This is a genomic window from Kitasatospora sp. NPDC028055, assembly GCF_040637885.1.
Classification (GTDB): Bacteria; Actinomycetota; Actinomycetes; order Streptomycetales; family Streptomycetaceae; genus Kitasatospora.
This window is the reverse complement of sequence record NZ_JBEZXE010000003.1, coordinates 96,687-123,307: the sequence shown is the minus strand read 5'-3', so window position 1 is coordinate 123,307 and position 26,621 is coordinate 96,687. Positions and strand designations below refer to the sequence as shown.

The 26,621-nt window shown below is 73.0% G+C and carries 17 protein-coding genes; 10 read left to right on the top strand and 7 right to left on the bottom strand.

What is annotated here, in order from left to right:
• Positions 1–9: 9 nt before the first annotated feature.
• Together AB0F71_RS06715 and AB0F71_RS06710 are read right to left on the bottom strand one after the other, a co-directional pair.
• Complete coding sequence (locus tag AB0F71_RS06715) at positions 10–822, bottom strand: SGNH/GDSL hydrolase family protein (RefSeq protein ID WP_360229259.1); 813 nt, start codon at positions 820–822, stop codon at positions 10–12.
• Positions 819–1,220 (bottom strand): nuclear transport factor 2 family protein, encoded by a 402-nt coding sequence (locus tag AB0F71_RS06710; protein WP_360229257.1) that lies wholly within the window; start codon positions 1,218–1,220, stop codon positions 819–821. Before AB0F71_RS06710 ends, AB0F71_RS06715 begins: the two co-directional genes overlap by 4 nt.
• A 192-nt stretch (positions 1,221–1,412) precedes the next feature.
• Here AB0F71_RS06710 and AB0F71_RS06705 point away from each other — a divergent pair, with 192 nt between their 5' ends.
• Positions 1,413–2,066, top strand: a complete 654-nt coding sequence (locus AB0F71_RS06705) for a GPP34 family phosphoprotein (RefSeq protein ID WP_360229255.1) — start codon at positions 1,413–1,415, stop codon at positions 2,064–2,066.
• Positions 2,067–2,082: 16 nt separating this feature from the next.
• On the opposite strand, the gene AB0F71_RS06700 is transcribed toward AB0F71_RS06705, so the two are convergent.
• Entirely contained in the window at positions 2,083–4,068 is a 1,986-nt protein-coding gene (locus AB0F71_RS06700) for a glycoside hydrolase family 31 protein (RefSeq protein WP_360229253.1), read from the bottom strand.
• Positions 4,069–4,206: 138 nt separating this feature from the next.
• The gene (gene yicI / locus AB0F71_RS06695) at positions 4,207–6,489 is read right to left on the bottom strand and encodes an alpha-xylosidase (protein ID WP_360229251.1); all 2,283 of its coding nucleotides are present in this window, start codon (positions 6,487–6,489) and stop codon (positions 4,207–4,209) included.
• 241 nt (positions 6,490–6,730) lie between these two features.
• Here yicI and AB0F71_RS06690 point away from each other — a divergent pair, with 241 nt between their 5' ends.
• On the top strand, positions 6,731–8,359 hold the full coding sequence (locus tag AB0F71_RS06690) for an IS200/IS605 family accessory protein TnpB-related protein (protein WP_360229249.1): 1,629 nt from the start codon (positions 6,731–6,733) through the stop codon (positions 8,357–8,359).
• Here the strand turns inward: AB0F71_RS06690 and AB0F71_RS06685 are convergent, their stop codons facing one another.
• From AB0F71_RS06685 to AB0F71_RS06675, 3 genes are all read right to left on the bottom strand, one after another.
• The gene (locus AB0F71_RS06685; protein ID WP_360229247.1) at positions 8,360–9,724 is read right to left on the bottom strand and encodes a GH1 family beta-glucosidase; all 1,365 of its coding nucleotides are present in this window, start codon (positions 9,722–9,724) and stop codon (positions 8,360–8,362) included.
• A gap of 61 nt (positions 9,725–9,785) precedes the next feature.
• Positions 9,786–10,841: an acetylxylan esterase gene (locus tag AB0F71_RS06680; RefSeq protein WP_360229245.1), complete on the bottom strand. Its 1,056-nt coding sequence runs from the start codon at positions 10,839–10,841 to the stop codon at positions 9,786–9,788.
• A gap of 143 nt (positions 10,842–10,984) precedes the next feature.
• Positions 10,985–13,882 carry a glycoside hydrolase family 3 C-terminal domain-containing protein gene (locus tag AB0F71_RS06675; protein ID WP_360229243.1) on the bottom strand — a complete coding sequence of 966 codons (2,898 nt, stop codon included), beginning with the start codon at positions 13,880–13,882 and terminating at the stop codon, positions 10,985–10,987.
• A 230-nt stretch (positions 13,883–14,112) separates the two neighbouring features.
• On the opposite strand from AB0F71_RS06675, the gene AB0F71_RS06670 reads away from it, so the two are divergent.
• The 8 genes from AB0F71_RS06670 to AB0F71_RS06635 all read left to right on the top strand — a co-directional run bounded on the left by AB0F71_RS06670 (position 14,113) and on the right by AB0F71_RS06635 (position 26,599).
• Positions 14,113–15,795 carry a Tat pathway signal sequence domain protein gene (locus tag AB0F71_RS06670; protein ID WP_360229241.1) on the top strand — a complete coding sequence of 561 codons (1,683 nt, stop codon included), beginning with the start codon at positions 14,113–14,115 and terminating at the stop codon, positions 15,793–15,795.
• Positions 15,792–16,739: an ABC transporter permease subunit gene (locus AB0F71_RS06665; RefSeq protein WP_360229239.1), complete on the top strand. Its 948-nt coding sequence runs from the start codon at positions 15,792–15,794 to the stop codon at positions 16,737–16,739. The genes AB0F71_RS06670 and AB0F71_RS06665 overlap by 4 nt, the downstream gene beginning before the upstream one ends.
• On the top strand, positions 16,736–17,707 hold the full coding sequence (locus AB0F71_RS06660; protein ID WP_360229237.1) for a carbohydrate ABC transporter permease: 972 nt from the start codon (positions 16,736–16,738) through the stop codon (positions 17,705–17,707). The genes AB0F71_RS06665 and AB0F71_RS06660 overlap by 4 nt, the downstream gene beginning before the upstream one ends.
• Before the next feature lie 112 nt (positions 17,708–17,819).
• Positions 17,820–18,848 (top strand): LacI family DNA-binding transcriptional regulator, encoded by a 1,029-nt coding sequence (locus AB0F71_RS06655; protein WP_360229235.1) that lies wholly within the window; start codon positions 17,820–17,822, stop codon positions 18,846–18,848.
• A gap of 26 nt (positions 18,849–18,874) precedes the next feature.
• A complete protein-coding gene (locus tag AB0F71_RS06650) occupies positions 18,875–20,860 on the top strand; it encodes a beta-galactosidase (RefSeq protein WP_360229231.1) in 1,986 nt (661 codons plus the stop codon).
• Between the two features lie 36 nt (positions 20,861–20,896).
• Complete coding sequence (locus tag AB0F71_RS06645) at positions 20,897–23,038, top strand: glycoside hydrolase family 36 protein (RefSeq protein ID WP_360229229.1); 2,142 nt, start codon at positions 20,897–20,899, stop codon at positions 23,036–23,038.
• A gap of 168 nt (positions 23,039–23,206) precedes the next feature.
• Positions 23,207–24,988, top strand: coding sequence for a cellulose binding domain-containing protein (locus tag AB0F71_RS06640; protein WP_360229227.1), 1,782 nt, complete (start codon positions 23,207–23,209; stop codon positions 24,986–24,988).
• A gap of 99 nt (positions 24,989–25,087) precedes the next feature.
• On the top strand, positions 25,088–26,599 hold the full coding sequence (locus AB0F71_RS06635) for a glycoside hydrolase family 43 protein (RefSeq protein WP_360229225.1): 1,512 nt from the start codon (positions 25,088–25,090) through the stop codon (positions 26,597–26,599).
• Positions 26,600–26,621 lie beyond the last annotated feature (22 nt).

The following is a 26,621-nucleotide window of genomic DNA, read 5'->3' as shown; positions in this document are numbered from 1 at the left end:
CCCGCCCACTCAGTGCGCGGGCCGGCGTGCCTCGACGGGCCGGGGAGCCTGGACGGGCCGCAGGTCCGGGCGCTTCGCCACCCGCCCGTCCCCGGAGGAGCGGCCGCGCAGGCGGCGCACCAGCCACGGCCCGAGGAAGGTGCCGATCCAGGCGGCCTCCTGGGCCGCTCGCCGCCCGGCCCCCGCCGCCGGGAGCGGCGGCAGCGGCTCGGCCCACCCGCCGTCACTGCCGGGCAGCGCCAGCGCCTCGGCCGCCGCGGCGGCGATCCCGGCGTGGCCGAGCGGGCTGGCGTGCAGCCGGTCCGCGCTCCACATGCGCGGATCGGTCGTCACCTCGTGCCGGAAGAAGTCGACGACCACGACCCCGCGGTGCTCGGCCGTGGCCCGGATACGCGCGTTCAGGTCCAGCACCCGGGGGCGCAGCGCGCGGGCCGGCGGCGCGATCCGGCCGATGTCGGGGAACGTGAAGGTGAGCACCCGCGCCCCGCTCGCCGTGAAGGCGGCGAACATCGCGTCCAGCTCCGCCACGGTCTCGGCCGCGTCGAAGCCCGGCCGCATCAGGTCGTTCATCCCGGCGACCACGCTGACCAGGTCCGGCCGCAGCGCGAGCGCGGGGGCGAGCTGTTCGGCCCGCACCTGGCCGGCGAGCCGGCCGCGGACGGCGAGGTTGGCGTAGCGCAGGCCGGGTTCGTGTGCGGCGATCGTCTCGGCCAGCCGGTCCGCCCAGCCGCGCCACCCGGCCGTCTCGTCACCGTCGCCCAGGCCCTCGGTCTGGCTGTCGCCGACCGCGACGTAGCGGTACAGGCCCGTCGTCGCGCTCACGCCTCGGACGCACCCAGCGCCTCGGCGGCGATCCGCTCGAACTGCGCGCCCATCGCGGTGGCGAGCGCCTGCGCGCCGGAGAGCGGGCGGACCATCACCGTGAACTCGTCGATCAGACCGTCCTCGTCGAGGTGGAGGAAGTCGCAGCCGTGCACCTCGCGGCCGTCGACGGTGGCCTTGAAGACGAGGGCGTGGTCGCGGCCGTCGGGGTCGTTGATCTCGCGGACGTAGTGGAAGTCCTCGAAGACCCGGCCGACGGCGCGCAGGATCGCGGCGGTCATGGCCTTGCCCGGGTAGGGCTTGAAGGCGACGGGGCTGGTGAAGACGACGTCCTCGGCCAGGAGGGCCTCGATGGCGTCGTGGTCGTCGGCCTCGACGGCTGCGCGGAAGGGGTGCACGGGCGGGCTCCATAGTCAACAAATTGAATAGCTTGCCTGCGCGCGAGCCTAGCCTCCCGGTCCCGGCACTGTCGAGGGTGGCGTAGACGTACCCGGCGTCTCCGAGGCGGGCCGGGCGTGCTCCCGCAGGTGGAGGGCGGGTCCTCCCGCGGAGCGACGGCGAGCGGGGCTGCGCGCCGTATCGTCGGTCCCATGAGCCGAGGACTCCATCTGGACGCCTATCTGCTGGCCTTCGACACCCGGACGCAGTCGTTGCAGGACCGCACCCGGGCCGGGTTCCTGGTGCGGGCCGCCGCGCTGGCCGAGCTCGCGCACCGGGGCGCCGTCGACGAGGACGGGGCGGGCCGGGTGCGGATCGTCTCCGCCGCTGCCACGGGGGACGCAGTGCTGGACGCGCTGATCGCGGAGGTGGCCGAGCGGCCGCGCTCCTGGAAGGCGTGGATCAGACGCGGCCGCGAGGACACCCTGGAGGCCGTCGAGGAGCGGCTCGCGGTGCTCGGCGCGGTGACGATGGCCGACCGCGACCCCTACGGCCCGGTCGCGCCGCACCGGGCCGTGGCGGTGGACGATCCGCGCGAGGCCCTGGACCTCCAGCTGCGGGTGGCCGAGGTCGTCCGGGGCGGCGCCCCGGTCGCCGCGGTGCCGTTCGGCGACGCGGTCCTCGCGGCGCTGGCCGCCCACGGACACCTGCGGCTGGTGCTGTCGGGCCACGACCGCCGGGCCCACCACGAGCGGGTCGCCGCGCTCACCGCCCGGCTCGCCGAGGGAACCCCGGGCCTGGCGCGTGCGGTGCACGGGCTGAACCTGACCATCGTCGCCGCCCAGGGCGGCATGGGCGGGAGCTGACCGGCCCCGGCCGGAATCAGCGGAGCAGGCCCCCGACCTCGGCCCCTTCCCGGACGAAGACCGGGAGGCGTTCCAGCGGGGCGTCCGCGTCGAGCGTCGTCCCGCCCTCGACGGCGCGGCCGGTGGCCGGGTCGAGCCAGCGGGCGCCGGAGGGCAGGTACACCCGGCGGGAGCGGGCGCCGGCCTGGTACACGGGTGCCACCAGCACGTCGGGGCCGAGCAGGAACTGGTCGTCCACGCCCCAGGCGCGCTCGTCCTCGGGGAAGTCGAAGAACAGCGGGCGCATCGGCGGGGCGCCGGTGCGGTGGGCGTCCTCGGAGAGCGTCCCCAGGTAGGGGCGCAGGCGTTCGCGCAGGGCCAGGTGGGCGCGCAGGATGCCGTACGCCTCCTCCCCGTACGACCAGACCTCGTTGGGCCCGCCGGTCATGTCGGTGGAGAAGGCCGGGAAGTTGGGCACGCGGTCGCCGTGCAGCCGCATGACGGGGCAGAAGGTGCCGTACTGGAACCACCGGATCAGCAGTTCGCGGTAGGCAGGGTCCTGCGGGTCGCCGCCGGAGAAGCCGCCGATGTCGGTGTTCCACCAGGGGATGCCGCTCATCGCGACGTTCAGCCCCGCCCTGATCTGGCGCCCGAGGGAGTCGAAGGTCGTGGGGATGTCGCCGGACCAGAGCAGGGCCCCGTGGCGCTGGCTGCCCGCCCAGGCGGCGCGGACCAGCGACAGCGGCCGGTCCTCGCCCGCCGCGCGCAGGCCCTCGGCCACGCCGCGGACGTGCTCCAGCGGGTAGAGGTTCGCGGCCTCGGCCGCCGACCCTGCCGCGTAGACGGCGCGCTCGGCGATGCCCGGGGGGAGGTCGGGTTCGCAGGCGTCCAGCCAGAAGCAGGCCACGCCCAGCGCGCGGTAGTTGGCGTCCAGCCGCCGCCACAGCTCGGCGCGGGCCCCGGGGTGGGTGGCGTCGTAGTACGCCATCGGGCGGCTCCCGCGCTCCTGCCCGCTGAACCGGGACGGCCAGCGGAAGGTGAGCAGGCCGCCGTCCGCGTCCCGGACGAGGTGCCCGGCCGAGCGCAGCCCGTCGAAGGCATCGCTGTCGGGCTCGACGGTGGGCCACACCGAGACGGCGAGCTGCACCCCGAGGTCCGCCAGCTCCTTGACCATGGCGGTGGGGTCGGGCCACTCGCTCTCCTCGAAGCGCCAGTCGCCCATCCTCGGCCAGTGGAAGAAGTCGCAGACGATGACGGACAGCGGCAGGCCGCGCCGCCTGTACTCCCGTGCCACGGACAGGAGTTCGTCCTGGGTGCGGTAGCGCAGCCTGGACTGCCAGAAGCCCGAGGCCCAGTCGGGGAGCAGGGGCGGGCGGCCGGTGGCCCGGGTGTAGGAGTCCAGGACCTCGGCCGGGGTGCCACCGGCCGTGATCCAGTAGTCGATGCGCCCGCCGGCGTCGGCGGTCCACCGGGTGGCGTCGGCGCCGAGTTCGACGCGGCCGGTGGCGGGGTTGTTCCACAGCAGTCCGTAGCCGCGCGAGGAGTGCAGGAAGGGCACGGCCGCCACGGTGTTGGACTGGACGAGGTCGATCACGCAGCCCTTCTGGTCCAGGCGCCCGTGCAGGTGCTGCCCCAGGCCGTGCAGCCGTTCGCCGTCGTACGCCGCGAAGGACTGCTCCGTCCGGCCGCCCGGTGCGTGGACGCGGGCGCCGGTGTGGTGCGCGAACGGGCTCCGCTCGGCGAGGAGTTCGCGGCCCGAGGCGGTGTCGAGGAACCTCAGGCGGCCGTCCGCCGTGGCCTCGACGGCGATGCGGCCGTTGACCAGACGGGCGCCGCCGTCCTCCGAGAGGAACGGTTCGGCCTGCGGGCACGGCGACGGGGCCTCCAGGGCGCCGGGGGCGGCGGGGTCGATCGTCCCGGACGCGGCGCGCACCCGCAGGGCGTCCGGCCCCCAGGGCTCCATGCGCAGGACCTCTGCGCCGGTGTGCCGTTCCAGGCCGCCCGCGCGGATGCGGTAGGACATGGGTGGTTCCTCCGTTCACGTGACCGACGGGTGCGGGCGGACGCCCGGGTGGTGCTTCCGGGAACGGCCGCGGCGGCTGTCCCGGCGACCGGGCCGGGTAGGGCGGTTCGGCACCAGGCCGGGTAGGGCGGTTCGGTCTCAGGCCGGGTAGGGCAGTTCGGCCTCGCGGGTGCCGGCCGGGCTGACGTACAGGGCGCCGTCCGGGCCGCCGAGGCGCAGCTGCCAGGGGTGCGGGCTGTCGGTGGTCACCCGCAGGCGGTCGCCGGTGCGGCGCACCTGGAAGCGGGCCGTCTCGCCGACGCCGTCGGAGCGGGGGATGACGACGGTGCGCTCGGCGCCGTCGGCGAAGGCGTGGACGCGCAGTTCCACGCCCTCGGCCCAGGCGGAGACCGGGCGCCGGTCCTCCGCGCCGAACGGGATGACGGAGTCGGGGCGGGCGAGCAGCGGCAGGGTGTGGAAGCCGTGCCGCTCGCGCACCCAGCGCGGGCCGGTGATCCGGTCGCCGGTCAGCACGTTGGTCCAGATCCCCTCGGGCACGTAGTACTCGACCGTGCCGTCCTCGGTGAACACCGGGGCGACGAGCAGGTCGTCGCCGAGCAGGTACTGCCGGTCGAGCGCGGCCGCGGCCGGGTCGTCCGGGAACTCCAGCACCATCGCGCGCATCACCGGGACACCGGTGGCGTGCGCCTGCTGGGCGGCGCGCTGGAGGTAGGGCGCCAGCCGGTGCTTGAGCAGGGTGAACTCCCGGGTGACCTCGACGGCCTCCTCGCCGAACTCCCACGGCACCCGGTAGGACTTGCTGCCGTGCAGCCGGCTGTGCGAGGAGAGCAGGCCGAACTGCGCCCAGCGCTTGAAGACCGCCGGGGTCGGGGTGCCCTCGAAGCCGCCGATGTCGTGGCTCCAGAAGCCGAAGCCGGACAGGCCCAGCGAGAGTCCGCCGCGCAGCGACTCCGCCATGGCGTTGAAGTGCGATTCGCAGTCGCCGCCCCAGTGCACCGGGTACTGCTGGCCGCCCGCGGTGGCGGAGCGGGCGAACAGCAGCGCCTCCCCCTCCCCGCGCACCTCGCGGAGCAGGTCGAAGACCGCCCGGTTGTACAGCTGGGTGTAGTAGTTGTGCATCCGCTCCGGGTCGGAGCCGTCGTGCCACACCACGTCGGTCGGGATGCGCTCGCCGAAGTCGGTCTTGAAGCAGTCCACGCCGATGTCCAGCAGGGCGCGCAGCTTGCCGGTGTACCAGTCGCGGGCGGCGGGGCTGGTGAAGTCCACCAGGGCCATGCCGGGCTGCCACAGGTCCCACTGCCAGACGCTGCCGTCCGGGCGGCGCACCAGGTGGCCCTCGCGCACGCCCTCGGCGAACAGCTCCGACTTCTGCGCGATGTACGGGTTGATCCACAGGCTGATGCGCAGCCCCTGGTCCTTGAGCCTGGCGAGCATGCCCGCCGGGTCCGGGAAGGTGTCCTGGTCCCAGCGGAAGTCGCTCCACTGGTACCCGCGCATCCAGAAGCAGTCGAAGTGGAAGACGCTCAGCGGGATGCCGCGTTCGGCCATGCCGCCGACGAAGCGGTTGACGGTGGCCTCGTCGTAGTCGGTGGTGAAGGAGGTGGTCAGCCACAGGCCGAGCGCCCAGGCCGGCGGCAGTGCGGGGCGGCCGGTGAGGGCGGTGTAGCGCTCCAGGACCTGCTTGGGGGTCGGGCCGTGGACGACGAAGTACTCCAGGGACTGGTCCTCGACGCTGAACTGCACCTGGCCGACGGCTTCGGAGCCGATCTCGTAGCTGACCCTGCCGGGGTGGTTGACGAAGACGCCGTAGCCCCGGTTGGTCAGGTGGAACGGGACGTTCTTGTACGCCTGCTCGCTGCTGGTGCCGCCGTCCGCCTGCCAGACGTCCACCACCTGGCCGTTGCGGGTGAACGGGGTGAACCGCTCCCCCAGGCCGTAGACCAGCTCGCCGACGCCCAGCGCGAGCTGTCCGAGCATGTGGTGGCGGCCTTCGGCGTCGGTGACGAAGCCGGTGCCGCGCTCGCCCGCCGTGGTGAGCACCCGGCCGCCGGCGGAGAACTCCAGCTGCCAGGGCCCGGCCGTGTTCACCCTCAGCGTCAGTTCGCCGGAGCTCAGTTCCACCACGTCGCCGTCCCGGTGGACCTTGCCGCTGCCCGGTGCGGAGCCGGGCAGCGCGAACTCCGGGCCCCGCTGCACCGAACCGGCGTGGTGGGTGGCGCGCACCCCGATCACGCCCTCGGCCGGGGACCAGCACTCGACGGTCAGCAGCGGGCTGTTGAGGGTGTCACCGCGGCCTCGCACGTGCCGGACGGGCGCGTAGAGGGTCATCCGGTCCTCGCCGGTGCGGACGTCGGCGACCTCGGTGGCGTAGCGCGCGGTGACGCCCGGACGCATCAGCCAGTAGCCGTCGGTGAACTTCATCGGGCGGTTTCCTCCGTCCGCGCGCGGTGCGCGGTGATCAGGCCCCGGTACCAGTGGTAGCTGTCCTTGGGGGTGGCGAACTGCTGGCGGTTGAGTGTCATTGAGTGTTCGCAAGGTCTGTTTAGTGAGCTTGTCGGATATGCCGAACATGTGGCTATTTGCCTGATTTTGTGGCGTTCTGATGGTGCGTATAGGGTGCTCATGTCTTGATCCGGATCGGTCGTTGGGGAGGTGGTGTGCCGTGTCCGAGAAGAAGACGTTGCGGCAGATCGCCCGGCCGTTCGTGGCCGATCCTGCCGGCGGTGTGTGTATACGGGACCGGCTGAAGGGCCTGACGGCGGAGGACGAGAAGGTTCTGCGGCTGGTCGGCGAGCACATGGGCTCGCTGGCCTCCCGCGACCTCGCGTCCCGGTGCCGTGATGGCCTGGAGCATTCCACCGATACGTGGGCGGCGCGGAAGCGGGAGCTGACGGCCGAGTCGTCGTCCCGATGGGCGGGGTCGGTCACCGGGGCGACGCATGCGCAGTGGGGGCTGTCCCGCCGGGCGCAGTTCGCCCACATTCAGGGCCTGGAAGCCGGGACCAGGACCATCCGGCATCGGCTGTCCCTGCCGGTCGGTGAGAAGGGCACCAGGAAGGCCCCGGGCGGCTACCGTTCGGCGCACGAGTGGTTCGTCAAGTCGCGTCGGCTGGCGATGCTGGAGGACCGGGCGGCTCAGGTGCGGGCCGACCGGGAAGCCGGACGGGTACATGTGGTGCGGGGCGGAAGGAAGTTGGCCAACACCCGGCACAACCTTCCCGCCGCCGGGCTGACCGAGGCGCAGTGGCGCGCACGCTGGGAAGCGGCGCGCTGGTTCCTGTCCGCTGACGGGGAGTCCGGCAAACGCTACGGCAACGAGACGATCCGGGTCACCTCCGACGGCGAGATCAGCATCAAGCTCCCCGCGCCACTCGCCGGGCTGGCGAACTCCCCTCACGGCCGGTACACGCCGGCCGCCCGCGTGAGCTTCCCCCACCGGGGCGACGAATGGGCCGACCGCATCGAAGCGAACCGAGCCGTCGCCTACCGCATCCACCTGGACGTGGAACGCGACCGCTGGTACCTCGACGCGTCGTGGACCCGCAAAGACCTCCCCCTCGTTGCCCTGGACAGCCTGCGGACCGGCGGCGTCGTCGGCGTCGACACGAACGCCGACCACCTCGCCGCCTGGCACCTCGACGCCCACGGCAACCCGGTCGGCGAACCCCGCCGCTTCGACTACCACCTGACCGGCAACGCGAACCACCGGGACGCGCAACTGCGCCACGCCCTCACCCAGCTCCTGCACTGGGCCGCCGGCACCGGCGTACAGGCCATAGCGGTTGAGGATCTGGACTTCACCGACTCCAAGACCCGGGAGAAGCACGGCCGCAAGAAGCGCTTGCGGCAGCTGATCTCCGGCATCCCCACCGGCCGCCTCCGCTCCCGCCTCCTCGCCATGTGCGCCGAGCACGGCCTGTCGGTGATCGCCGTCGACCCCGCCTACACCAGCCTGTGGGGCGACCAGCACTGGAAGAAGCCCCTCACCACGAAGACCCGCGCCACCACCCGCCACCAGGCGGCAGCGGTGGCCATCGGACGACGCGCCCTCGGACACCCGATCCGGCGACGGACGACACCGCCCCGCGCACACCAGAGCGATGTGCACGGGCATCGGACCGCCCAGGCCGGACCAGGTACCCGAGGACGTGAGGAAACCCGCCACCCCGTCACGGACCGCAGCCAAGAGCCGCACGCCCGGACAGGGAACAAGAGAACGCGGGCGACCAGCGCACCCAAAACCGTTCGGGATGCGCGCAGTGACAGAGTCGATCTTCACGGTCACTCCTGATCACTGTTCAGGAACGGTTCGGGTCAGGGTGTCGTAGTCGACGTGGACGAGGCCGAAGCGCTGGTCGTAGCCGCGGGCCCACTCGAAGTTGTCCAGCAGGGACCACACGTAGTAGCCGCGTACGTCGACCCCGGCGGTGACGGCGTCGGCGACGGCGGCGAGGTGGCCGGCCAGGTAGTCGATCCGTTCCGGGTCGTGGACCCGGCCGTCGGGGGTGAGGCTGTCGGCCTCGGCGGAGCCGTTCTCGGTGATCCACACGGGCGGGAGTCGCGGGTAGCGGGCGTGCAGCCCGGTGAGCAGCTCGGTGAACGCGGACGGGACGACGGGCCAGCCCATGGTGGTCCGCCGGGTGCCGTACGGGTCGGTCTCGGCGACGCCGATGTCCACGGCGGTGCGCAGGGCGGGATCCTCCTGGCGGTGGGGGGCGGCCGCGACGGTCACCGGCCGGTAGAAGTTGACGCCGAGGAAGTCCAGTGGGGCGCCGATGAGTTCGAGGTCGCCGGGCCGGCGCCACGGGCCGTCGGCCAGGCCCTGCCAGGTCTCGGCCTCGTGCTCGGGGTAGCGCCCGGCGAACAGCGGCTCGGTCCACACCTCGTTGTGGAGCACCTCGGCCCGGCGCAGGGCGGCGAGGTCCTCGGGGCGGTCGGAGGCGGCGTGCAGGCGGTCGAGGTTGAGCGTGATGCCGACCTCGCGGGCGCCTGCGGCGCGCAGCTCCCGGACGGCCAGACCGTGGGCGACCAGCAGGTGGTGGGCGGCCGCGAGTGCGCCCCGGCCCTCCCGGGCACCGGGCGCGTGCCGGCCCTCGGCGTGGCCGACGAAGGCGGAGCAGAACGGCTCGTTGAGGGTGATCCAGCGCTCGACCCGGTCCCCGTAGCGGTCGGCCGCCACGTTCGCGTACTCGGCGAAGGCCTCGGCCGTCCCGCGCACCCGCCAGCCGCCCCCCGCGGCGGAGCCGCTGTTCGGCGGGGTCTCCAGGGCCTGCGGCAGGTCCCAGTGGTAGAGGGTGACGGCGGGCGCGATCCCGGCGGCCAGCAGGTCGTCGATCAGCCGGTCGTAGAAGTCGAGGCCCTTCCGGTTGACCGCACCGGTGCCCTGCGGCAGCAGGCGCGGCCAGGAGATCGAGAAGCGGTAGCCGTCGACGCCGAGCCCGCGCAGCAGGGCGACGTCCTCGCGGTGGCGGTGGTAGTGGTCGCAGGCGGTGTCGCCGGTGGCGCCGCCGAGGGTGCGGCCCGGGGTGTGGCTGAAGGTGTCCCAGATGGACGGGCCCCGGCCGTCCTCGTCATGGGCGCCCTCGATCTGGTAGGCGGCGGTGGCGGCGCCGAACCGGAAACCGGGGGGCAGCTGCGGGAATCCCGGGGCACTCATGCGGCGCTCCTCATCGGTCGGAATCGGTCGGAATCGGTCGGAAGGCGATCGGGCGCGGGCGTCACGGCCGCGGTGCCAGCCCGCGTTCGCGCAGCCAGGCCAGCTGGACGGGCGGGTTGGAGCCGCAGCCGCCCGCGTGGTCGGCGAAGGGCCACGCCGTCATGGTGCGGTCCTCGCCCGCGTAGTGGTTGAAGGCGGCGTAGACCGTCCGGGGCGGGCAGATCGGATCCATCAGACCGACGCTGAACAGGGCCGGAACGGTGGCCCGCTGCGCGAAGTGGACGCCGTCGAAGTAGGCGAGGGTGTCGAAGGTCGGCCGTACACGCCCCGGGCTGTGCCAGCGCAGGTACTTGACGAGCTCCTGGTAGGGCCCGTCCAGGGCGGTTCGGGCGCCCTCGCGGTAGTGGCACAGGAACGGGATGTCGGGCATCACCGCGGCCACCCCACCCCCGGTGAGTCCGGCGACGGCGAGGGCCAGGCCGCCGCCCTGGCTGCCGCCGGCCAGGACGATCCGGTCGGTGTCGAGGCCGGGCAGCTGCGCGACGGCGTCCACGGCGCGCACACAGTCGGTCATCAGCCGCCGGAAGTAGTGGTGCTCCGGGGACTCGATGCCGCGGGTCATGAAGCCCTCGACCCACTGGGTGCCGTCGCCCGTGCTCCGGTCCGGGGTGTCGTGGCCCTGGCCGCGGTTGTCCACGACGAGCTGGGCGTAGCCGACGGCGGACCAGAACAGGTGCTCGGTGGGCAGTCCGCGGCCGCCGGTGTAGCCGATGTAGGTGACGACGACCGGCAGCGGGCCCGCCGCGCCGCGCGGGCGCAGCAGCCAGGCGGCCACCGGCTCGCCGTTCCAGCCGGGGAAGCGCACGTCGTCGACCTCGACGGTGCGCAGTCCGTACGTCTCGGTGACGCGTTCGGCCTTGACCGTCCCGCCGTGCGCGCGGGCCTCGGCGAGGGTGCGCCGCCAGAACTCGTCGAAGTCCTGCGGGGCGGTCGACTCGGGCCGGTAGGCGGCGAGTTCGTCGGTTCCGAAGCCGGTTCCGAAGTCGGGTGGCGGCACGGGGGCTTCCTCCGGGTGCTGCGAGTTCGAGGTGACGGAGTAGGGCGTGAGAGGTGACATGCGGCCGCCTCCGGGCGGTGGTGGACGGGCCCAGCTCGGACGATCGGGACACCCTGCCCGGGCCGGGCCGGGCCACAGACCGGCGGTCCGCCCCTGAACGGACCGCCGGTCTGTGGGTCGGCTGGTCTGCGGGTCGGCCGGTCTCAGCCCGCCGTGCCGAAGCGGAAGGCGGTGAGCCGGAAGTCGCCGTGCAGGGTCAGGCTCAGGTCGTGGACGCCGTCCAGCGGGGCGGAGAGGCCGACGGTGGTGCTCGTCCGGACGTAGCGGCCGCCGGTCACGGGCACCTCGATCTCGGCCAGTACCCGGCCGTCCGCCCGGACGACGAGCCGCGCCCCGCCGGCGCCCTCGCCCTCGCCCTCGCGGGGCGTCTCGCCCTCGCGGGGCGTCTCGCCCTCGCGGGCCGTCTCGACCTCGATCAGGGCGGCGCCGGCGAGTTCGACCTCGCGGAAGTGCAGCGTCGCGGGGCGCGCGGGGTCGGCGGGCGTGACGGCGTCGCCGTCGGAGCGGGTGGCGTCGACGATGGCGGCGTTCTCGTAGTCGTCGAAGTCGACGGCCAGGACCCGGTGTCCGGTGCCCGCCCTGGGGCCGGGGCGCTCCCCGGTCACGGTCAGCGGGGCGGTGAGCACCGGGTGGTCGGCGCTGCGGGCGACGATCACCTCGTAGCCGCCGGGGTCGACGGTGAAGCCACCGGTGGCGACGGACCAGTGGGCGAGCTGCCCGGCCGGGAGCCGGAAGGCCAGTTCGCGGCTCTCCCCCGGTGCCAGCGTGACCTTGCGGAAGTCGGCCAGGCGCAGGCGGGGCGCCTCGTACCGGGCCTCCAGGGCGCGGACGTAGACCTGGACCACCTCGCTGCCCGGCCGCGCGCCGGTGTTCTCCAGGGTCACGGCGAGCTCGACCGATCCGTCCGGGCCGATCGAGGGCTGCGACAGCCGCAGGTCGCGGTGGGTGAAGTCGGTGTAGGAGAGCCCGTGGCCGAAGGGGTAGAGCGGCGCGGAGCGGTGGTACTGGTAGGTCCAGCCGGCCTTGATGACGTCGTAGTCGAGCGGGGCGGGCAGCGGGTCGTCACCCCGGTACCAGGTCTGCGCCAGCCGCCCGGCGGGCTCGGCCGCGCCGAGCAGGACGTCGGCCAGCGCGTGTCCTGTCTCCTGCCCGCCGTGGGAGGTCCACACCACGGCGGGCAGGTGCTCGTCGGCCCAGTCGAGGGCGTAGGGGTAACTGCTCATCACGACCAGGACGGTGTCCGGGCGGACGGCCGCGACGGCACGCAGCAGCCTCTCCTGCCCCTCGGGCAGCGCGATGTCCGCGCGGTCCTCGGTCTCGCGGCCGTTGATCAGCGGGTGGTTGCCGAGCACGACGACGGCGAGGTCGGCCGCCGCGGCGGCCGCCCGGGCCTCGGCGGCGCCGTCGCGCACCACCTCGCGCTGCCAGTGCTCGGCTTCCTGCGCGGTCTCGGCGGTGACGCTGACCCGGCCGTCGGTCGGGTCCACGGTGGCGTAGCGTCCGGTGAACACGTTGCGCAGCAGCACGGTGTCCGGGCCGGCCGGTTCGATCCGGAAGGTCTCCTTGACGAACCAGCTCTTGATGATCTCCTGGCCCGGGGCCAGGGTGTCGTCGTCCTGGAGGCACAGGTAGCGGCCGGTGTCGGCGACGCGCAGGGTGGAGGCGCCGCCGCCCCAGTCGGTCACGTCGAAGGCGGACTTGCCGAGCAGGTCGCCCGTGGTGCGCGAGCGCAGGGTGATCCGGTCGGAGCCCTCGACGTGGACGACCTCGCCGCCGTGGGCGCCGAGGGCCGCGGCCAGGCCGGCGGCGGCGCTGACCTGGTACGGCAGGGTGCCGCTGTACCAGTCCTCGAAGAGGGTGTCGGCGAGCGGGCCGACGACGGCGATCCGGGCCGTGCGGGCCGGGTCGATCGGCAGCAGGCCGTCGTTCTTGAGCAGGACGGCCGACTCGGTCGCGGCCCGGCGGGCCAGGGCGCGGTGCTCGGGGCTGTCGATCACCTCGGGGCCGGTGCCCGCGTACGGGTCCAGCTCGGGGTCGAACTCGCCGAGACGGAAGCGCACTTCGAGCTGGCGGCGGACGGCCCGGTCCACGTCGGCCTGGTCGATCAGGCCGCGCTCCAGTGCCTCGCGCAGCCGGCCCGTCACCGTCTCCGAGTCCTCGCCGTGGTCGGTGAAGCTGTCGATGCCGGCCTTGAGCGCGGCCGCGTGGGACTCGGCGTGGTCGTCGAAGTAGTGCTCCGGGTCGACTAGGTTGGAGGGGGCCTCGGCGTCGCTGACCACGAAGATCTCGTGGCCGGTCGGGCGGGCCCAGCGGCGCAGTTCCGTTTCGAGCAGCGGACTCACGTGGCAGGGGCGGCCGTTGACCAGGTTGTAGGCGGCCATCGCGCCGGTCGCGGCGCCGGAGGCGATGACGGGGCGGAAGGCGGCCAGGTCGTACTCCTGGAGCACGCGCGGGCGCAGTGCGGAGGAGGTGGTGCAGCGGTCGTCCTCGTTGTTGTAGGCGAGGAAGTGCTTGAGCACCGGGGCGGCGCGCAGGTAGCTGGGGTGGTCGCCGGAGAGGCCGCGGCAGAACGCCTCGCCGACGCGTGCGGTGTGCACCGGGTCCTCGGAGTACCCCTCCTCGTTGCGCCCCCACCGGGGGTCGCGCAGCAGGTTGAGCACGGGGGCCCACGCCTGGAGGGAGTTGGGCCCGCGCTCGGGGGAGCCGACGGCCGTCGGGCGGTGGTAGTGGAAGGCCCGCAGCTCGGTCGAGACCGCCTCGCCGACCTCGCGCACCAGGTCCTCGTCCCAGCTGGCGCCGAGGCCGACGGCCTGGGGGAAGACGGTCGCCTCCCCGAGCCAGGAGACGCCGTGGAGGCCCTCACTGCCGGTGCGGAACGCGCCGACCCCGAGGCGCGGGACGGCCGGCGCGTACTGGTGCAGCATCGCGAGCCGCTCGGCCGGCGTGAGCCGGTTCAGCAGGTCGTCGACGCGCTCCCGCAGGGGAAGCGCGGGATTGCGGAAACCGGGCAGGGCGGCGGCGGAATCGGGCACGGAACTCACGTGGAACACCCCTCGGGCGGGTTCGGCTCGGAGATCGTCGATCGAAGCGCTTCGACGCTGACACGCTCCATCGACCGCGTCAAGTCCCCAGGAAACAAAGGATTTTGCCTTTGTTCAGACTCTTGCCCAACCCGTAACGCGTCGTTAGTGTCACCGAAACATCCAAGCGCTTCGACGCCTCGACGCGCCGATGCTTGGGCCGCGCTTCGACGGAGAGGGGCTACGCCACCATGAGATCCGGACTGAACCGCAGGAGCTTTCTGGCCACCGCCGCCACGGTCGCGGGGGCCGCCGCGATGGCACCACTGCTGTCCGCCTGCGGTGGCGGATCGACCAAGAAGGCCGGGGCGAACACCAGGGAGGGCCTCAAGGCCGCCCTGCCGAGCTACGTGCCGAACCCCAACGCGGTCAAGCCGGACATCGCCTCCGTCCAGGGCGCGGCCGACATCGCGACCGATCCGGCCTACCTCTCCTACCCGGCCTCCCCGCCCACCACCGTCTCCGGCGTTCCCGGCAAGGGCGGCAGCTACACGGCGGTCACCCCGCTGTGGGGCACGGCCCCGCCGGTCGGCAACTCCTTCTACCAGGCGATGAACAAGGCGCTCGGGGTCGAGCTGACCATGAAGCCGGCGGACGGGATCAACTACAACACCATCGTCCCGACGATGACCGCCGCCGAGAAGCTGCCGGACTGGATCAACCTGCCCGCCTGGTGGAACGCCAACTTCAACACCGGCGGGCTGACCGGCTCCCAGCTCGCGGACCTGACCCCCTACCTGTCCGGCGACAAGATCAAGAAGTACCCCAACCTGGCCGCCCTGCCCACCGGGGCCTGGCAGGCGGGGGTCTGGGGCGACAAGCTCTACGGGATCCCCTGCTTCTCCACCAGCTTCGGCATGCCCGGTGCCACCTTCTACCGCCGGGACGTCCTCGAAGCCCGGGGGATCACGGCCGACCAGATCAGGTCCGCCGACGACCTGATGAACCTCGGCAAGGAACTGACCGACGCCAAACGGGGCGTGTGGGCCTTCGACGACGTGTGGACCTACCTCCAGTTCACCTGGAACGTCCCCATGGGCTGGCGGATCGACAACGGCAAGCTGGTCCACATGTTCGAGACCCAGGAGTTCCTGGAGGCCGTCGACTGGCACTACCGCCTGGCCAACTCGGGCTCCATGCACCCGGACACGCTCGCCGGCGACGTCGCCAACTCCGGCACCCGCTTCTACAGCGGCAAGTGCCTGATCGCAGGCGGCGGACTGGGCGCCTGGAACCTGTCCGACCACCAGTCCGGCGTCGCCGCGGACCCGAACTACCGGCGCGGCGCGCTCAACTCCATCACCGCCGACGGCAAGGGCACACCGGTGGCCTACATGGGCGCCAGCGCCGGCATGCTCAGCTACCTCAACGCCAAGCTGAAGCCCGCACAGATCGAGGAACTGCTCGCCGTCGCCAACTTCCTCGCCGCCCCCTACGGCACCGCCGAGTACACCCTGCTCACCTACGGGGTCGAGGGCGTCCACCACACCCGGGTGAGCGGCGTGCCGACCTTCACCGACGAGGGCAAGAAGGACGTCCAGCCGACGACCTACGCGTTCCTGGCCGCCGCCCCCTCCGTGGTCAGCAACCCGGGCGGCGAGCAGGTCACCAGGGACTACTCGGCCTGGTCCGCCGCCAACGTCAAGTACGTCACCAAGGCGCCCTTCTGGGGCATGAACCTCAGCATGCCGCCGGCGATCGCCACCGCCCTGGCGGCGCCGAACGTCAACGACACCCTCAAGGACTGCTACCACGGCAAGAAGAAGGTCTCCGACGTCCAGGACGCCGTCTCCAGCTGGCGCTCCGGCCCCGGGGAGCGACTCAAGCAGTGGATGACCGACAACGTGCTCGACAAGTACGGCACAGGCCAGTGAGCACCGCCGCACCGAAGCGCCCGGCCCGCCCCGCGCGGCTCAACTGGCGGATCAGGCTGCGGCGCGACAGGTCGCTCCTGCTGATGACGGTTCCCGCGGTCGTCCTGCTCCTGGTGTTCAACTACGTCCCGCTGTTCGGCGTCGTCACCGCCTTCCAGGAGTACGACCCGCTGGTCGGGGTCTGGCACAGCGAATGGGTCGGCTTCGACCAGTTCCAGCAGCTGTTCGGCGACCCGGGGTTCTGGGCCGCGATGAAGAACACGCTGTACCTGAGCTTCGTCCAGCTGATCCTCTTCTTCCCGGTCCCGATCGCCCTGGCCCTGCTGCTCAACTCGGTCGTGAGCGAGCGGGTGCGCAACTTCTTCCAGTCCGTGGTCTACCTGCCGCACTTCTTCTCGTGGGTGCTGGCGGTCACGATCTTCCAGCAGATGCTGGGCGGCGCCGGCGTGCTCAACCAGTTCCTGCGCCAGCACGACATCGGCACCTGGGACATCATGACCAACCCGCACACCTTCGCGCTGCTGGTCACCTCCCAGGCGATCTGGAAGGAGGCGGGCTGGGGGATCATCGTCTTCCTCGCGGCGCTGAGCGCCATCAACAGCGAGCTGTACGAGGCCGCGGCGGCGGACGGCGCCGGCCGGTTGCGGCGGATGTGGCACATCACGCTGCCCGGCCTGCGCGGAGTGATCGTGCTGATGCTGGTCCTGCGCCTCGGCAACGCGCTGTCCGTCGGTTTCGAGCAGTTCCTGGTCCAGCGGGACGCGGTCGGCCACGAGGCCGCCGACGTCCTGGACACCTTCTCCTTCTACTACGGCATCGCCACCGGCGGCTACAGCTACGGCGCGGCGGCCGGGCTCTTCAAGAGCGTGGTCTCCCTGCTGCTCATCTGGGGTGCCAACCGGCTGGCGCACGCCTTCGGCGAGGACGGGCTGTATCGCAGATGACCAACGCACTCACCATCGGCTCCCGCCGTCAGAAGCGCCGGACGGCGGCGGCGACCCGCCGCCGGGTCGGCTCCGCCCGCCCGCCCTGGGAGGAGCCGCCGACGGCCGTCGGCCAGGCGGCCAAGGGGATCACGCTCGGCGGGACGCTCGCCGTCATCCTGGTCCCGCTCTACATCATCGTCCTGACCAGCTTCTCCACCCCCGGCGCCATCAACCGGGCCGGCGGCCTGGTGATCTGGCCGGACGGCCTGACCACCGAGACGTACCGCCAGATGCTCGGCGACCCGACGATCGTCACCGCGCTGGGGGTGAGCCTGGGCATCACCGTGGCCGGCACCGCGCTGTCCATGGTCGTGTCCGTCCTGTGCGCCTACGGCCTCTCCCGGCCGCGCTCCCTCGGACACCGTTTCGTCCTGCTGCTGCTGATCGTCACGATGTTCATCAGCGGCGGCCTGATCCCGAGCTTCCTGGTCGTCACCGGCCTCGGCGGCTACGGCCAGTGGTGGGCGCTGATCCTGCCGGGCGCCGTCTCCGTCTTCAACATCCTGGTGCTGCGCGCCTTCTACCAGGAGACCTCCTCCGAGCTGATCGACGCGGCCCGGATGGACGGCGCCGGCGACTGGCGCATCCTGTGGTCGGTCGTCCTGCCCACCTCGCGCGCCGTCACCGCCGTCACCGCGCTGTTCTACGCCGTCGGCTACTGGAACTCCTTCTTCAACGTCATGCTCTACATGCCGACGGACAGTCAGAAGTGGCCGCTGCAGTACGTGCTGCTCACCTACGTCAACCGGGCCAACGGCCTTCCCGGCTCCCTCAACTCGGGCTTCGGGAACAGCCACACCCAGACCGCACCGCTGTCCCTGCAGATGGCGGTCGTGGTCCTGACCCTGGTACCACTGGTGATCGTGTACCCGTTCGTGCAGAAGCACCTGCGTACCGGTGTCCTCACCGGCGCGATCAAGGGCTGAGCCGTCCGCCCCGGGCCCCGCGGGCCCCACGGACCGGGAGCGGTCCCCGCGGACCTCCCCGTCGCACGACCGGGACCGCTCCCACCGGAACCGACCCGAAGGAAGCACAACGATGGTGACACTCGCCGATGTGGCCAGGCACGCCGGCGTCTCGTCCAGCACGGTCAGCTACGCCCTCAGCGGCAAGCGCCCGATCTCCGACGAGACCAGGACCCGCGTCGAGAGGGCCATCACCGACCTCGGCTACCACCCGCACGCGGGTGCCCGGGCCCTGGCCGGCAAGCGCTCGCACATCATCGCCCTGGTGGTGCCGCTGCACCCCGAGGTGCACGTGCCCACCATGATGGAGATCGCCATCGCCGTCACCGTCGCGGCCCGCGAACACGGCTACGACGTCCTGCTGCTCACCAACGACGAAGGGCCCGACGGCGTCCGCCGGGTCGCCGCCACCGGACTCGCCGACGGCGTCATCCTGATGGACGTCCGGCTCGACGACGACCGCATCCCCGTCCTGCGCGCCGAGGACATCCCCGCCGCCCTCATCGGACTGCCCGACGACCCCGCCGGACTCTCCTGCGTCGACCACGACTTCGCCACCGCCGGCGCCCTGTGCGCCGACCACCTGGCCGACCTCGGCCACCGCGACATCGCCTTCATCGGCTACAGCAACCGCGTCTACCGGCGCCACGCCGGCTACGCCGAGCGCACCCTCAACGGCTTCCGCGCCCGCGCCGAACGGCGCGGCCTGCGCTTCCTGCACCGCCCCTGCGAGGGCACCTACGAGAGCACCGCCGGCACCCTGGCCCGCATCCTCGCGGACCGCCCCGACACCACGGGCTTCGTGGTGCAGAACGAGGCCGCGATCGGCCCGCTGCTCAGCCTGCTGCGCGCCAGCGGGCGGACCGTACCGGAGGACGCCTCCGTCATCGCCATCTGCCCCGACCCGCTGGCCGAGCAGCACTCCCCCCGGCTCACCTCCGTCACCAGCCCCAAGAAGGACCTCGGCCAGGTCGCCGTCGAGCAGGTCATGGCCAGGATCACCGCGACCGCCGCGGGCGAACAGCCGCCGGACCAACTCCTGCTGATGCCCCCGGAACTGGTGGTCCGCGAGAGCACCGCCCCCGCCCCGCACCGCAGTTGACCGCACTCCTGGAAGGACGGCCCCGGATGGATCCGCAACGGCTCACCGACCGCCTCGGCGCCCTCGCCTACGGCGGGGACTACAACCCCGAGCAGTGGGACGCCCAGGTCTGGAAGGAGGACGACGAGCTGATGCGCCGGGCCCGCGTCAACCTCGCCACCGTCGGCGTCTTCTCCTGGGCCCTGCTGGAACCCGAGGAGGGCCGGTACGACTTCGCCTGGCTCGACGCCCACCTCGACCGCCTCCACGCGGCCGGCGTCGCGGTCGACCTGGCCACGCCCACCGCCTCCCCGCCGCCCTGGTTCACCCTGGCCCACCCGGAAGCCCTGCCGCTGCGCCCCGACGGCACCCGCCTGACCCACGGCAGCCGGGACACCTACTGCCTCACCGCCCCGGCCTACCGCCGGGCCGCGCGCCGCATCGCCGCCGCCCTCGCCGAACGCTACGGCGACCACCCGGCGCTGGCCCTGTGGCACGTCCACAACGAGTACGTGACCCTCTGCCACTGCGACCACACCGCCGCCGCCTTCCGCGTGTGGCTGCGCGAGCGCCACGGATCGCTCGACGCCCTCAACGAGTCCTGGGGAACGGACTTCTGGAGCCAGCACTACACCTCGTGGGAGCAGATCCTGCCGCCCCGCACCACCCAGTGGCACCACAACCCCGGCCAGAGCCTGGACTTCAGCCGGTTCTGGTCCGACGAGACCCTCGCCGCCTACCGCGAGCAGCGCGACGCGATCCGCGCCCACAGCGACCGGCCGGTCACCACCAACCTCATGCTGCCCGGCTACCAGAACCTCGACCTGTGGGCCTTCGGCCGCGAGGTCGACGTGGTGACCGTCAACCACTACCCCAGCGCCCCCGGCCTCGAAGCCGCCGCCCACGCCGCCTTCGACGCCGACCGGGCCCGCTCGATCGCCGGCGGCGCCCCCTGGCTGCTGATGGAACAGGGCACCAACACCGTCTACGCCGACGGACGCGTCCTCGCCAAGGAGCCCGGGGACATCCTGCGCCACTCGCTCGCCCACATCGCCCGCGGCTCCGAGGGCGCCCTGTTCTTCCAGTGGCGCCAGTCCCGGGCCGGCGCCGAGCAGTGGCACTCGGCGATGGTCCCGCACGCCGGGCCGGACAGCCGGATCTTCCGCGAGGTCACGGCCACCGGCGAGGCCCTCGCCCGGCTCGGCGAGCTCGCCGGCTCCACCGTCCGCGCCGAGGTCGCCGTCCTGCACGACTCCGACGCCTGGTGGGCCCTGGGCGTCGACGGCCTCCCCTCGCCCGAACTCGACTACTACGCCGCCCTGCGCCGCGCCCACCGCGCACTGTGGAACGCCGGCCGGACGGTCGACCTCGCCCACCCCGAGCACGACCTGAGCCGCTACCGGCTGGTCCTCGCCCCGGCGCTGTTCCTGCTCACCGACGCCGGAGCGGAGAACCTGCGCCACTACGTCGCCGACGGCGGCACCCTGCTCGTCCAGCACTTCAGCGGCGTGGTCGACGGACGCCTCCACTCCCGGCTCGGCGGGTACCCGGCCGCACCGCTGCGCGAGGCGCTCGGCATCCGGGCCGAGGAGTACCGCCCGCTGCGGCAGGACGAGGAGATCACCCTCTCCGACGGCTCCACGGCCACCTCCTGGACGGAGTCCCTGCGCACCGAGGGCGCCGAGGCGCTCGCCGCCTACACCCACGGCCCGCTCGCCGGAAGCCCGGCGCTCACCCGCCACGCCTTCGGCTCCGGCCACGGCTGGTACCTGTCCACCCGCCTCGACGACGCCGGCTACGCCGCCCTGGTCGAGCGGCTCCTCGCGCAGGCCGGGGCCGCCCCCGAACTGCCCGGACTAACCCGGGGCGTGGAGGCCGTCACCCGGCACGCCCCGGACGGCCGCGCCTGGCACCTGCTGCTCAACCACCGCCCCGTGGCCGTACCGCTGCCGCGGCCCGGCCACGACCTGCTCACCGGCACCACGCTCGGCGAACTGCCGCCCGGCGGCTGCGCGGTCCTGCGCGCGCGCTGACCCCCGCCGCGTCTCCCTTCCCAGGAGGGCAGCACCATGACCGACCCGCACGAGACGATCCGCTGGGGCCACGACGCCCTGGAGCTGGAGATCGCCCTGGACGAGCAGGGCGCCGCCCGCCTGGTGCGCCTCGGCGCGCCCGGCGAGAAGTCCACCGCCGCGCGCCCCTGCGCACCGCTGCCGCTGGTGGAGGTGACGACCGCCGGCCTCGGCCGTTCCTGGTCGGGCCGCCACCTCGTCAACACCGTCCTCGGCCCACGGCTGCGCCACCGCTCCCACCGCGCGGGCCGGAACGGCGACTGGCACGTGCTCACCGTCGAACTCCACGAGCCGGAGACCGGACTGACCGCCGTGGTGGTCCACCGCTCCCCGGACGGCCTGCCGGTGCTGCGCAGCGAGGTGCTGCTGCGCAACGACGGGCCGCGCACGCTGCACCTGGAGTCGGTCGCCTCGCTCGTGGCGGGCTGCCTCACCGAGGGCGGCGCCGAGGCCCTGGACGCCGCCGACCTGCTGTGGGCGGAGAACGAGTGGTTCGCCGAGTGCCGCTGGCAGCGCCGACCGCTGCGGGCCTCCTCGCCCGAGCGCAGCGGCCGCTTCCACACCACCGCCGGGCGCAGCACCCAGGTCCTGGCCGGGCAGGGCGTGTGGTCCAGTTGCGGGCACCTGCCGATGGGCGGCCTGACGGACCGCCGCTCCGGCCGGACCTGGCTGTGGCAGATCGAGCACAACGGCGGGGGCTGGCGCTGGGAGTGCGGGGTGCGGGACGACACCGCGTACGCGGCGCTGTACGGGCCCGAGGCCGCCGACCACGGCTGGCGGCACCCGCTGGAGCCCGGCGCCGAGTTCCGCACCGTGCCCGTGGCGCTCGCGCTGGCCGCGGAGGGCGGCCCGGACGCCGCCTTCGCCGCCCTCACCCGCTACCGGCGCGCCACCCGCCGCCCGCACCCCGACCACCACCGCCTGCCGGTGATCTTCAACGACTACATGAACTGCCTGATGGGCGACCCGACCACGGCCAAGCTGCTGCCGCTGGTCGACGCGGCCGCCGAGGCCGGCGCCGAGTACTTCGTCATCGACGCCGGCTGGTACGACGACGGGGGCAGCTGGTGGAGCTCCGTCGGGGCCTGGGAGCCGTCGGCCGCCCGGTTCCCCGGGCCGAAGGGCATCCACGAGGTCCTCGACCGCATCCGGGAGCGCGGCATGGTCCCCGGCCTGTGGCTGGAGCCGGAGGCGGTCGGGGTGGACAGCCCGGTGGCCGCGTCCCTCCCGGAGGAGGCGTTCTTCCGCCGCGACGGCCTGCGGGTGGAGGAGGGCGGCGGGCGCTACCACCTGGACCTGCGCCACCCGGCCGCCCGGGCCCACCTGGACGGGGTGGTGGACCGCCTGGTCGGCGAGTGGGGCGTCGGCTACCTCAAGCTCGACCACAACACCGACCCGGGCTCCGGCACCAGCGCCCATCCGGGAGAGGTTCCGGCGGCCGGCCTGCTCGGCCACAACCGCGCCCAACTCGACTGGCTCGACGGCCTCCTGGACCGCCACCCGGACCTGGTGATCGAGAACTGCGCCTCCGGCGGCATGCGGATGGACCACGCCCTGCTGTCCCGGCTCCAGTTGCAGTCCACCAGCGACCAGCAGGACCTGCTGCGCTACGCACCGATCGCGGCGGCGGCCCCCACCGCCGTCACCCCGGAGCAGGGCGCCGTCTGGGCCTACCCGCTGCCCGAGGACACCCCCGACGAAGTCGCCCTCACCATGGCCAACGCGCTGCTGGGCCGCATCCACCTCTCCGGGCGGCTCACCGAACTCCCCCCGCGCTCCCGGGAGCTGGTCCACGAGGCGGTGGCCGTCCACAAGGCGATCCGCGCCGACCTTCCCCAGGCGGTGCCCGCCTGGCCGCTGGGGCTCCCGGGCTGGGAGGACCCGTGGATCGCCCTGGCGCTGCACACCCCGGCCACCACGTACGTCACCGCCTGGAGGCGCGGCGGGGAGGAGGCCGTCAGGGACCTCGCCCTGCCCCACCTGCGCGGCGCCGAGGTCCGCACCGAGGTGCTCTACCCGGCCGACAGCAAGGCGTCGGCCGCCTGGCACCCGGACACCGCCGAACTCACCCTGACCCTGCCGGCGGCCCCGTCCGCCGTCCTGCTGCGCCTCACCACGCTGTCATCCGAGAGGTGTTGACGATGCGTCAGCCGATCGCGCGCGGCCCGCCACGCCGACCCGCGCACCGACGGAGCAGCACAGCGTCCGGGCCCGGTCCTGCAGCCGCACGGGCCCCCTGCCGTCCAGATCGCGCGAGTTCGCACCCCCACGCGAACGCCTCGCACCCCCACCCCCTGGAGGGACGCCATGAAATGGTCAGCCCGCACCTGTCATGATCGCGCCATAGCCGCCGCGGCGGCTCTGTCGCTCGCGGTCACCGGCGCGATCGCCGTCGCGGCGCCGCACGCCGCCGCCGCACCGCCCGCCGTCACCGCGAGCACCGTGTCGGTGTCGGTCGACGCCGCCCTGCAGCTCGCCGAGATCCCCGCCACGGGCGTCGGCGTGAACATCCCGGTCTACGACGCCGCCATGAACGCCGCCGCCACCCCCGGCCTGCTCAGCACGGCCGGCATCAACACCGTCCGCTACCCCGGCGGCAGCCACTCCGACGTCTACCACTGGCAGACCGGCACGGCCGACGACGGCGCGTACGTCGCCCCGAACACCGGCTTCGACGCCTTCATGGGCACCGTGCGCGCCGCCGGAGCGCAGCCGATCATCACCGCCAACTACGGCTCGGGCACCCCCCAGGAGGCCGCCGCCTGGGTCCACTACGCCAACGTCACCAAGGGCTACGGCGTCAAGTACTGGGAGATCGGCAACGAGGTCTACGGCAACGGCGAGTACGGCGCCAAGTGGGAGTACGACACCCACAGCAGCAAGAGCGCCACGACCTACGCGAACAACGTGCTCCAGTACGTCTCGGCGATGAAGGCGGCCGACCCGAACGTCAGGATCGGCGCCGTACTGACCACCCCCGGCTACTGGCCGGACGGCATGGTCGGACCGGGCGACACCATGGACTGGAACCACACCGTCCTGTCGATCGTCGGCTCGAAGATCGACTTCGCCATCGTGCACGCCTACCCCACCAGCACCAGCCCCGCCGACCTGCTCACCAAGCCGCAGGCCCAGAACGCCACCATCGCCGGCGCCGTGCGCTCGCTGATCAACCAGTACGCCGGGACCAACGCCCCCGACGTCGGCATCGCGGTGACCGAGGCGAACGCCCAGGCCTACCTGGACACCTCCCCCAACGGACTGTTCGCCCCGGACAACTACCTCACCTGGCTGGAGAACGGCGCGTTCAACGTGGACTGGTGGGACCTGCGCAACGGCACCGACTGCACCAAGGTGACCACCGTCGAGGGCGCCACCGACTACAACGACGGCGGCCTGCTCTCCAGCGGCTCCCCCTGCGAGCCGGCCGTCAACACCCCCTTCCCCGCCTACTACGGCATCCAGATGATCAGCAGGCTCGGCGCGCCCGGGGACACGCTCGTCAAGGCCGCCAGCTCGTCCTCGCTGCTCACCGCACACGCCGTCCGCCGCGCCGACGGCGACGTGGACGTCATGCTGATCAACAAGGACCCGAACAACGACGCCACGGTGAACCTCTCCTACACCGGGTTCACCCCGTCCGCCGCCACCCCGACCGTCCACTCCTACCTCAAGAACGCCCACGGGATCGGCACCGCCCAGTCCGGCAGTCCGACCACCCAGACCGTGCCCGCCTACGGCATCACGGTCGTCCAGATGCACCCGACCAGCGCGGCCTGCCGGGTCGTCTACAACAAGAACGAGTGGTCGGGCGTCACGGTCGGCAACATCACCGTCGTCAACAACGGCCTCGGCCAGGTCAACGGCTGGTCCCTCGGCTTCGACTTCCCCGGCGACAACAGCATCACCAACAGCTGGAACGCCTCGGTGTCGCAGAGCGGCCACAGCGTCAGCGCCGGGAACGTGTCCTACAACGCCTCCGTCCCGCAGGGCGGCAGCGTCCAGTGGGGCTTCAAGGCCACCTGGTCCAGCAGTGACGCCAACCCCTCCGCCTTCCGGTTCAACGGCGCCTCCTGCGCGATCGGCTGAACCCGCTGAGCCGGTGGTGCCCCGGGCCCCGGATCTCTCCAGGGCCGAGGGCCCGGGGCACCACCACCCCGACACGCACCTTCGAAAGGAACCGACCACGTGTCAGACCAGACCCAGCCGAGCGGCACCCTCCCCAATCCGGTGATCCCCGGCTTCCATCCGGACCCGAGCGTCTGCCGCGTGGGCGACGACTACTACCTCGTCTGCTCCAGCTTCGAGTACTTCCCGGGCATCCCCGTCTTCCACAGCCGCGACCTGTTCAACTGGACCCAGATCGGCAACGCCCTGGACCGGCCGAGCCAGCTGCGCCTGCCGCGCGAGTCCCCGTCCTCCGGCGGGATCTACGCCCCGACGCTGCGCCACCACGACGGCCGCTTCTGGCTGGTCGTCACCAACGTCAGCGGCGACGGCAACCTGCTCCTCACCGCCACCGACCCGGCCGGCCCCTGGTCCGAGCCGGTCCGGCTGCCCGGCGTCCACGGCATCGACCCGGACCTCGCCTGGGACGAGGACGGCACCTGCTACTGCACCGTCGCCGGCGTCTCCCAGGTCCGCCTCGACCCGACCACCGGCGAGACCATCGGCGAGCCGCAGCGGATCTGGTCCGGCGCGCCCGGCGCCATGGCCCCCGAGGCCCCCCACCTGTACCGGATCGGCGCGTACTGGTACCTGATGATCGCCGAGGGCGGCACCGAGCGCGGCCACGCCGTCTCCATCGCCCGCGGCACCTCGCCCTCCGGCCCCTTCGAGGCGTGCCCGGCCAACCCGGTGCTGACCCACCGCGGCATCGACCATCCCATCCAGAACACCGGGCACGCCGACCTCGTCCAGGCGCCCGACGGCTCCTGGTGGATGGTGCTGCTCGCCGTCCGGCCGCGCGGCGGCACCCCCGGCTGGTACGTGCTCGGCCGGGAGACCTTCCTCGCCCCGGTCGAGTGGGTGGACGGCTGGCCGGCGGTCGGCCGGGTCACCCCCGAACTGCCCACCCCCGCCTGGCCGTTGCACCCCGTGCCCGCCGTCCCGGCCCGGGACGACTTCGACCAGGCCGAACTGCACCCCCAGTGGCTCTCGGTACGCGAGCGCCCCGAGCACCTGGTCACCACGAAGGAACGTTCCGGCTGGCTCACCCTGCGCGCCGCCGGCGCCTCCCTCGACGAGAACGACGTGGTGTTCGTCGGCCGCCGCCAGCAGCACCTCGGCTGCCGGGCCCGCACCCTGATCGACCCCGCCGACGGCCGCGGCGGCCTGGCCGTCCGCATGGACGAGGACCACCACTACGAGATCGAGGCGGCCGACGGCGAGGTGAAGGTCCTCGCCCGGATCGGCTCGCTGCGCACCGAGGTCGCCTCCCGTCCGGTGCCCGCCGGGGCCGTGGTACTCGGCGTGGACGTCGTCCCGCGCCCAACACGCGGCCCGCGCACCGGCCCCGACGACGTCCTCCTCGGCGTCGAGGAGCCCGACGGCACCTTCACCGTGCTCGCCACCCTCGACGGCCGCTACCTCTCCACCGAAGTGGCCGGCGGCTTCACCGGCCGGGTCATCGGCATGTACGCCGCCGACGGCACCGTCCACTTCGACCGGTTCGACTACGAGCCGCTCCCGCTTCCCTGACCACCCGTCAGGGGCTCCCCCA